The 7525-nt window shown below is 63.8% G+C and carries 5 protein-coding genes and 1 pseudogene; 1 reads left to right on the forward strand and 5 read right to left on the reverse strand.

What is annotated here, in order from left to right; all coding sequences use genetic code 11:
* The 5 genes and pseudogenes from Q8N40_RS09075 to Q8N40_RS09095 all read right to left on the reverse strand — a co-directional run.
* Positions 1 to 194, reverse strand: a pseudogene (locus tag Q8N40_RS09075) (oxidoreductase); the annotation flags it as partial.
* Between the two features lie 42 nt (positions 195 to 236).
* Positions 237 to 1490 carry an MFS transporter gene (locus tag Q8N40_RS09080; RefSeq protein WP_305711585.1) on the reverse strand — a complete coding sequence of 418 codons (1254 nt, stop codon included), beginning with the start codon at positions 1488 to 1490 and terminating at the stop codon, positions 237 to 239.
* A gap of 153 nt (positions 1491 to 1643) precedes the next feature.
* Positions 1644 to 3095, reverse strand: a complete 1452-nt coding sequence (locus Q8N40_RS09085) for a cell wall hydrolase (RefSeq protein ID WP_305711586.1) — start codon at positions 3093 to 3095, stop codon at positions 1644 to 1646.
* Between the two features lie 311 nt (positions 3096 to 3406).
* A complete protein-coding gene (gene ppdK / locus Q8N40_RS09090; protein WP_305711587.1) occupies positions 3407 to 6280 on the reverse strand; it encodes a pyruvate, phosphate dikinase in 2874 nt (957 codons plus the stop codon).
* 90 nt (positions 6281 to 6370) lie between these two features.
* Positions 6371 to 6526 (reverse strand): DUF3096 domain-containing protein, encoded by a 156-nt coding sequence (locus tag Q8N40_RS09095; RefSeq protein WP_305711588.1) that lies wholly within the window; start codon positions 6524 to 6526, stop codon positions 6371 to 6373.
* A 241-nt stretch (positions 6527 to 6767) separates the two neighbouring features.
* Between Q8N40_RS09095 and Q8N40_RS09100 the strand changes: the two genes are divergently transcribed.
* On the forward strand, positions 6768 to 7130 hold the full coding sequence (locus Q8N40_RS09100) for a DUF1236 domain-containing protein (protein WP_305318225.1): 363 nt from the start codon (positions 6768 to 6770) through the stop codon (positions 7128 to 7130).
* The last annotated feature ends 395 nt before the right edge of the window (positions 7131 to 7525 follow it).

The following is a 7525-nucleotide window of genomic DNA, read 5'->3' on the forward strand; positions in this document are numbered from 1 at the left end:
CCCGCGATCATCGGAAAGCGCCGCACCACCGGCGCCTTGCCGGTGACGGCCAGGCCGTCCTTGTAGTTCAGCGTCGAATATTCGACGGCGACCGTGACGTCGCCTTCCATCAATTCGGCCTCGTCGAATTGCGTGAGCGCGGCGGTGGTGCCCTTTTCCGCCTTGTCGATCCTGATCGCCTTGAACATTGCCAACGTAAACTCTCCCCAAACGCCTGATCGGAGATGTTTACCTCATCAGGCCGGTTGCGCAACCGGGCGCGCTACCGGCGCCTCGACGATCGGCAGGTTGATCAGCGCCGACAGCACGCCGAACAGCACCGCCAGCCACCAGATCGGCGTGTAGGAGCCGAACGCCTCGAACACGATGCCGCCCAGCCACACGCCGAGGAAGCCGCCGACCTGATGGCTGACGAAGGCAAATCCATACAGCGTGGCAAACCAGCGGGTGCCGAACATCAGCGCGACCAGCGCGGAGGTCGGCGGCACCGTCGAGAGCCAGGTCAGGCCGGTGACGGCGCCGAACATGATCGCCGAGAAGGTGGTGATCGGGAACGAGATGAAGACGAGGATCGACAGCGCGCGCGTGAAATAGATCACCGACAGGATGTAGCGCTTCGGAAATATGTTCTGCAGCCAGCCGACACCGAGCGAGCCGATGATGTTGAACAGGCCGATGGCGGCGATCACCCAGCCGCCGGTTTGCGCTGACACGCCGCGGTCGGACAGGTAGGCCGGCAGATGCACGGTGATGAACGCGAGCTGAAAGCCGCAGGTGAAGAAGCCCAGCACCAGCAGCACGTAGGAGCGATGGCCGAACGCTTCCGCCAGCGCCGTTCTGAACGATTGCTGTTCCACCACGGGCGCATTGGCGGCGGTGGTCGCGGGCGGAGTCGCCAGCGCCAGCGACAGCGGAATGATCAGCAGCATCAGGCACGCGAACACGATCAGCGCCGATTGCCAGCCGACATTGTCGATCAGCGCCACGCCGAACGGCGCGAACAGGAATTGCCCGAACGATCCGGCGGCGGTGCCGGCGCCGAGCGCGATGCCGCGCCTCTCCGGCGGCAGCAGCTTGCTGAAGGCCGAGAGCACCAGATTGAACGAACAGCCGGAAAGCCCGAAGCCGATCAGGACGCCGGCACTGAGATCCAGCGACAGCGGGGTGGTGGCGTAGCGCATCATCAGCAGGCCGCCAGCGTAAAGCAGCGCACCGACAACCATCACGCGCAGAACGCCGAAACGGTCGGCGATCGCGCCGGCCACCGGCTGACCCAACCCCCACAACAGGTTTTGCAGCGCCAGCGCGAGGCCGAAGACGTCGCGGCCCAATGCAAGGTCCCGGCCCATCGGCTGAATGAAGAAGCCGACGCTGGACCGCGGCCCGAAACTCAGCAGCGCGATCGCGCAGCCGCAAATGATGATCACCAGCGGCGTCCGCCAGCCGATGATGCCGGGAGCGGGACGCAGCTCGCCTGTGGTGGTGGTCATGCAAATTCCCCGGTGGCTGCGTCGGGCCCGGACGGTCCGGGGAACACATGACAGGGAGTTAATGCATTCGCATGGAAATCCCAACCATCATCGAGGAAGTTTCTTGCAATGCAGCAATGCGAATCCGGAGCAGTGACCGAACCACCGGGATAGCTACCGCCGCACGGTCGCGCTCGCCAACTCGGCAGAACTCCTGGCGGCTTCGGCGAGCTTCGCCGAGATTTCCGCAGTCTGTTCCATGGTGCCCCAGCTCGGCGCCTCGCTGCCGTCGCCCCAGTTACGCGGGCGGTAGAAGGTATGCACGCCGGTCTTGTACATCTTCTTCATTTCGCTGACCCAGGACGGGCGCACCCAATAGGCGTGGTAGTGGGTCGATTTCGCCACCTCCGGCAGCCAGATCTGGCCGTCGAGCATCGCTTTCGCGATCTTCCTGGCGCGGTCCCACATGTCGGGCTCTTTCACCACATCGGGATTGTTGTCGCAGGCGAAGGTGAACTGGCAGGCGAGATGACGGTGCTTGTTCTGGTAGACCACGCCGCATACCGTATCGGGATATTTGCCGGAGAAGGCGCGGTTCAGCACCACCTGCGCCACCGCAATCTGGCCGCGCACCGCTTCGCCGCGCGCCTCGAAATAGATCACTTCCGTGAGGCACTTTTCCGACTTGGCGCGTGACTTCTCGTCGACGAGGCCGAGGCGCTCGGCCGGCGTCTTGGCGCGCTGGTTGTCGGCGTTGACTTCGCCCTTGGCGGCAATGCTCTCGCCGCTCTCGACGGTCTTCGACGGTTCATCGGCCGGCGTCGGCAGCGACGCCATCACCTTCAGGTCCGGATCGGGCAGCGTCTCCCGCAGCACGATCATCGGTTCTTCGCCGGGCTGCCAGCGTTCCATGCTCTCGGCGGTGCCGAGGGAGGAGCTGCCGAAAAACAGGCTGGAGGTCTTGAACGAGAAATGGTCGCGCGGCGGCGCCGGCGCGACCGCGACGCTGGACGGGGCCTTCCGTTCGTCGAGCGGCTGGGCCTCGAGCGACATCGAAACATCATATTGCGCCAGCGGCGGCGCGCTCAGCGCTGCCGCCAGTTCCGGATCGAGCCTCGCGGGTTCGGCGGCCGGCGCGGCGTCGGCGGTCTTGGCGCCCTTCACGGACGCATTCGAGGTCGACGGATCTTCCCGGGCGGGAGCGCCCCCGGCGGCTGCCGGAGCAATCGGTTCGGGCGTGACCGTAACGAGGCGGTCGCCCTTCAGGGTGCGGTCGACCCTCGGAAAGTCGGACATCTGATAGCGCGGCGGCGCCTGCACCAGAGGATTGCGCGTCAACGAGCCCGTGATGTCGATGTCCTGATTGTCGAGGCGGGCCAGCCGATAGCTCACGGTCTGCGGCGAGGCGGTGCCGATCGGACGGCCGAAACTGTAGGTGGCGAGCTGAATGTTGCTGGCGGCGGAATAGACGCGCTTCTGCCAGCGCTCCGCGACACCGGGCTGCCTGGCCAGCAGCGATGCGATATCCTGGTATCCTAGCTCGGTCGGGATCAATGCGAAGATGCAAAGACCCAGACCGAAGGGCGCGAAACGCGCGCCCTTCGGCCGGTTACGCATTACTGACATCGATTACTCACGCAACGCTTACACACACAAAATCGAATTTCAGTACATCCGTAAAATTCGATCCTTTTCGTTGGTATCGAATTTAGGTTGCCGGGGCGTTAATCGCAGTTGCACGCGCGATACACGCAAGGGAACGTTGCGGGCGGCGGAATGGCTTCGAAAAGCTTGGTAAACAGGCGCTCGACCGAAATGGTAAACGGCGCGTCAACGAAGATCAGTCCGCGCATCATTACGGGTTCCCGCATTCGCACGAACAAAAACGGCCGGGAACAATCCCGGCCGGCTTCGGTCTCGTGAACCGTGGCCGTGCCTCAGGCCTGGCTGGCGACGGCCTTGCCGAGTGCGGCCTGTGCCGCGGCCAGCCGCGCGATCGGCACGCGGTAGGGCGAGCAGGAGACGTAGTCGAGTCCGATCTCGTGGCAGAACGCCACCGAGGCGGGATCGCCGCCGTGTTCGCCGCAGATCCCGACCTTGAGACCCGGGCGGGTCTTGCGCCCGCGCGCGACGCCGATCTTGACCAGTTCGCCGACGCCATCGCGGTCGACCGAGATGAACGGATCGATTTCGAGGATGCCCTTGGCGACATAGGTGCCGAGGAAACTCGCGGCATCGTCGCGGCTGATGCCGTAGGTGGTCTGCGTCAGGTCGTTGGTGCCGAACGAGAAGAATTCGGCGGTTTTGGCGATCTCGCCGGCCATCAGGCACGCGCGCGGCAGTTCGATCATTGTACCGACCTGATAGGCGAGCTTCCTGCCGGTCTCCTTCATCACCGACTGCGCGGTGGAATCGATCCGGCCCTTGATCAGGTCGAACTCGGCCTTGGTCGCGATCAGCGGCACCATTACCTCGAGGCCGACCGCCTTGCCGGTGCGCTTTTCCGCCTCGACCGCGGCTTCAAAGATGGCGCGGGCCTGCATCTCCGCGATCTCGGGATAGGCGATGGCGAGACGGCAGCCGCGGAAGCCGAGCATCGGATTGAATTCGGCGAGATCGCGGGCGCGGTCGGCGAGCCGGCGCGGATCGGTATTCATCGCGCGCGCGACTTCCTCGATCTCGGCCTGGGTGTGCGGCAGGAACTCGTGCAACGGCGGATCGAGCAGCCGGACCGTCACCGGCAGGCCCTTCATGATCTCGAACAGCTCGACGAAATCGGCGCGCTGCATCGGCAACAGCTTTGCGAGCGCGGCGCGACGCGACTGCTCGTCCTCGGAAAGGATCATCTCGCGCACGGTGCGGATGCGGGTTTCCTCGAAGAACATGTGCTCGGTGCGGCACAGCCCAATGCCCTCGCCGCCGAATTTGATGGCGGTGCGGGCATCCTCGGGGGTGTCGGCGTTGACGCGGATCCCGAGCCTGCGGAAGGAATCGGCCCAGCCCATCAGCGTGCCGAATTCGCCGGACATCGCCGGCTCGATCATCGGCATCCGCCCGGCCAGCACCTGGCCCAGCGATCCGTCGATGGTGATGACGTCGCCGGTCTTGAAGGTGCGGGTACCGATGCTCATGGTGCCGCGGCCGTAATCGACGCGGATCGAGCCGCAGCCGGAGACGCAGGGCTTGCCCATGCCGCGCGCCACCACCGCCGCATGCGAGGTCATGCCGCCGCGGGTGGTCAAAATGCCTTCGGCGGCGTGCATGCCGTGAATGTCTTCCGGGCTGGTTTCGATCCGCACCAGAATGACCTTGCGGCCATCGGCCTGCAGCTTGGCCGCTTCATCCGACGAGAACACGATTTCGCCCGAGGCCGCACCCGGCGAAGCCGGCAGACCGGTGGCGATGATGTCGCGCCTGGCGCCGGGATCGATGGTCGGATGCAGCAACTGGTCGAGCGAGGCGGGATCGATCCGCGACACCGCTTCCTTCTTCGAGATCAGGCCTTCATTGGCGAGTTCGACCGCGATGCGAAGCGCGGCTTTCGCGGTGCGCTTGCCGCCGCGGGTCTGCAGCATCCACAACTTGCCCTGCTCGACCGTGAACTCCATGTCCTGCATGTCGCGGTAGTGCTTTTCCAGCAGCGTGTAGAACTTGGTCAGTTCATTGAACGCCTCGGGCATCGCGACTTCCATCGATGCCTTGTCGGAGCCGGATTCCTTGCGCGCGAATTCGGTGATGTCCTGCGGCGTGCGGATGCCCGCCACCACGTCCTCGCCCTGCGCGTTGATCAGGAATTCGCCGTACAGCTTGCTCTCGCCGGTCGAGGGATTGCGGGTGAACGCAACGCCGGTCGCCGAGGTCTCGCCCATATTGCCGAACACCATGGCCTGCACGTTGACCGCGGTGCCCCAGGATTCCGGAATGTCGTGCAGCCGGCGGTAAGTCACCGCGCGCGCATTCATCCAGGATGAAAACACCGCGCCGATCGCGCCCCACAATTGCGCGTGCGGATCCTGCGGGAAATCCTTGCCGGTCTCGCGCGCCACCGCATCCTTGTAGCGGCCGACCAGATCGACCCAGTCGTCACCGGTGAGATCGGTGTCGAGCGTGTAGCCCTGGCTGTCCTTGAAGGTATCGAGGATGTCCTCGAAATGATGATGCTCGAAACCGAGCACGACATCCGAATACATGGTGATAAAGCGGCGATAGCTGTCATAGGCGAAACGGCGATCGCCCGACAGTTCCGCCAGCGCTTCCACGGTCTTGTCGTTGAGGCCGAGATTGAGAACGGTGTCCATCATGCCCGGCATCGAGGCACGGCCGCCGGAGCGCACCGAAACCAGCAGCGGATTCTTCGCATCGCCAAACGCCTTGCCGGTCAGCTTGCCGACATGGTCCAGCGCCTTTTCGACCTGCGCCTTCAGAGCGGGGGGATAGGATTTATCGTGCGCGTAGAAGTAAGTGCAGACCGAGGTTGGAATGGTGAAGCCGGGAGGCACCGGCAGGCCGAGATTGGCCATCTCGGCGAGGTTGGCGCCCTTGCCGCCGAGCAGATCGCGCAGGCCGGCTTTGCCTTCGGCCTTGCCGTCGCCGAAGGTGAACACCCATTTGCCGGATTTTGTCACATCGGCCACGGGCTTCGCCGGCGACTTGACGACAGCGGGCTTCTTCGCGGCTTTCGGCGCCGGCTTGGCCGGGCTTTTCGTCAGCGCCTTGCGGGCCGCCACGGGAGCTGCGGCCTTCGCCCGCACGGGGGAGGATGGCTTTGATTTCGCTACGGTTTTCTTGAGCTTGGAGGCGACTTTGGCCATGACTGCAATAAATCCGCGAGAGGAAGGGGAGTTGCGCGCCTTACACCACTTTGGACAGTTCCGCGCAAGGCGCGAGTTCCCGGTTGAACGCTAGATCTTGAGCATCTTGAACAGACCGAGACCCGCCAACCCGATGAAGATCAGATAGATCGCGACCACGAAATTGAGGAAGCGCGGCATGATCAGAATGAGAATGCCGGCGATCAGCGCCACAATGGGCTGAATGTGGGCAGCGGTGATGGTCATGAATCTCTCCGGTGAAGCTGGCGGGGGATCGAAGCGAATCGACAAGGAACAATTTAGCCCGCCGCAGGGTTCCACGATAGGAGACGCTTGTGGCTTCAATGGGTTCCGCAAACCGCAAAAAGTGCCGAAAATTACAGCAACGGAACCGGGGTCGTTTCCAGGAACGATGCCCCGCGCGATGAATTGGGTAGGCATTGCGTGCTGTGCCAGGCCAGCGTGCTTCACCTCGAAGGAGTTGCTCATGCGGAACAGAATTCTTGCCGTCGCTGCAATCATCGGCGCCATCGGCGTGCCGATCGCGGCGCAGGCGCAGGGCGAAATCACCACCGGCGCCGCGCGCGGCAATACCGTTGTGATCACCGAGACGGATGGCATTGCCACCGATCGGCGTCCTGCATTCCGCGAATATGTCATTCGCCAGCAGGTACCGAAATTCACCGTCCCGGATCGCATCGTGGTTGGCGGCGTGCTGCCGGACGCCGGCATCACCTATTACGACGTGCCGCAGACTTACGGTGCCACGACCCATCGCTACACCGTGGTGAACGGGCAGACCGTGCTGGTCGATCCGAACACCCGCCGCATCGTTCAAGTGGTCGATTAAGGGTTCAGCCGCTGAACGAATGGTCCGGATGCCCGCAGCGGCGCTCCGGACATCAAGGCCCCGTCCGGTCTCCCCCGCCGGGCGGGGCTTTTGGTTGACTGACGGTGTGGCGCACCATCTCGCAACGTCGTCCCTGCGAACGCAGGGACCCATAATCCCGAGCGCCTGTTGTTGCGGAAGGTATCTAACACCAACGTCTCACCGCTAAGCCGCACGCGGGGATGACGGCTACCTGGCTAATCCTGTATCCTGGAAAAATCCGCTACCGCGCGCGTGGCGGCACGGATTTCGTTCAGCAGCTTCAGCCGGTTCTCGCGCACCTTGACTTCGTCGTCGTTGACCTTGATGCCTGCCTCCTTGCTGAAAAACGAATCTACTGCACTTCGAAGAGTTGA

The organism is Bradyrhizobium sp. (genome assembly GCF_030693485.1).
In the GTDB taxonomy this organism is placed as follows: domain Bacteria; phylum Pseudomonadota; class Alphaproteobacteria; order Rhizobiales; family Xanthobacteraceae; genus Bradyrhizobium.

Excerpts from the sequence above, each read along its gene's own strand:
- Q8N40_RS09080 (WP_305711585.1), bottom strand. The coding sequence starts at position 1,490 with ATGACCACCACCACAGGCGAGCTGCGTCCCGCTCCCGGCATCATCGGC.
- Q8N40_RS09100 (WP_305318225.1), top strand. The coding sequence starts at position 6,768 with ATGCGGAACAGAATTCTTGCCGTCGCTGCAATCATCGGCGCCATCGGC.
- ppdK (WP_305711587.1), bottom strand. The coding sequence starts at position 6,280 with ATGGCCAAAGTCGCCTCCAAGCTCAAGAAAACCGTAGCGAAATCAAAG.
- Q8N40_RS09085 (WP_305711586.1), bottom strand. The coding sequence starts at position 3,095 with ATGTCAGTAATGCGTAACCGGCCGAAGGGCGCGCGTTTCGCGCCCTTC.
- Q8N40_RS09095 (WP_305711588.1), bottom strand. The coding sequence starts at position 6,526 with ATGACCATCACCGCTGCCCACATTCAGCCCATTGTGGCGCTGATCGCC.